Below are 1,418 nucleotides of genomic sequence, written 5' to 3' on the forward strand. Positions count from 1 at the left end.
CGGCGGCGGCGGCTCCTCCTACACCAATCCCGCGCACTTCCAGAATGTTGTCCATACTCAAGGAATGAACCAGGACCAGGGCGCACTCATCATCAGCTATAGCGCCGGCGCCGAATGTGCCTCCACGGAGCGTATTCCCGTAACGGTAACCGTGCATCCGACACCGGTGGTCAGCGTCAGTGCCAACCAGATCACGTGTGCCGGCACCGCCGTGACCCTTACGGCCAGCGGCGCCGACTCCTATGTGTGGATGCCCGGCAACCTCAGCGGCGCCTCGGTCAGCGTCACCCCTTCCGCGACCACTACCTACACCGTTACCGGCACCAATACCGCCGGGGCCTGTTCCAATACGGCGCAAACCACGGTGACCGTTACCAGCGTCACCGCGTCCGCCGATGTGGCCATCTGCCTCAACGGAAGCACGACCCTCAGCGCGTCGGGCGCCGACAGCTATACCTGGCAGCCCGGCGGGCTTACGGGCAGCAGCGTGAATGTGTCGCCGGCGGCCACGACCACCTATACCGTTACCGGCCATAATAATTCCGGATGCAGCACCACGGACCCCGTGACCGTGACCGTAAACCCGAACCCGGTACTCAGCATCGGGCCGGACCAGACAATCTCCGCGGGCGACCCCGTAACCCTGACCGTGTCCGGCGCCGACACCTACAGCTGGTCGCCGCTTACGGGCAATACGGCAACATTCACCTCCACTCCGGCGGCTACCACTACGTACACGGCCCGGGGCGTCTATACGGCCACCGGTTGTTCTTCCCTGGCTACCGTAACGGTGACCGTATTACCGGCGACGAACGTGACCGGCGCAACCACCATCTGTATCGGAAGCGCCACCACCCTCACGGTAACCGGCGCCGCGCCATTCACCTGGTACGATGCGGCAACAGGCGGAAACCTCCTTTTCACGGGAGCGACCTATACCACAAGCACCCTTATGGCCAACAGCACCTTCTGGGTCTCGGGCAACGGCGGAAGCCGGGCGCGCGTGGAGGTGCTGGTAGTGCAGCCGGAGCTGACAGGGGTCACCGCCAGCCCTTCTCAGGTTTGCCCGGGTGGCACATCCAATCTTTCGGCCACGGCCGCGGGTGCGCGGATCTATTGGTACGATGCTCCTTCGGGCGGCAGCCTTTTAGGTTCTTCGGCGAGCGGTGCTCCTTTTATGGTGTCGCCGACGGCTACGACGACGTACTATGCGCAGAGCGAGGTGCAGAAGGTAACGCAGACCTTCAACTACACCGGCGGCATGCAGACCTTTACGGTGCCTGCGGGCATCACCTCGATCAGCATTGATGCACTCGGTGCCCGCGGGGGCCGCGGCAGCGAGAACGGCGGCTTCGTGTCCGGTGGCGGCGGAGGCCGCGTGCAGGCCACGATGAGCGTGACGCCGGGCCAGGTACTGA

At 64.5% G+C, this 1,418-nt stretch carries 1 protein-coding gene; it reads left to right on the forward strand.

The features are described from left to right. Positions 1-1,418 (forward strand): Ig-like domain-containing protein (locus tag ABD937_RS23835; RefSeq protein WP_345258595.1); only part of this gene is annotated, 1,418 nt, incomplete at both ends.

Origin of the sequence: Flaviaestuariibacter amylovorans, assembly GCF_039541815.1 — a bacterium.
GTDB lineage: Bacteria > Bacteroidota > Bacteroidia > Chitinophagales > Chitinophagaceae > Flavisolibacter > Flavisolibacter amylovorans.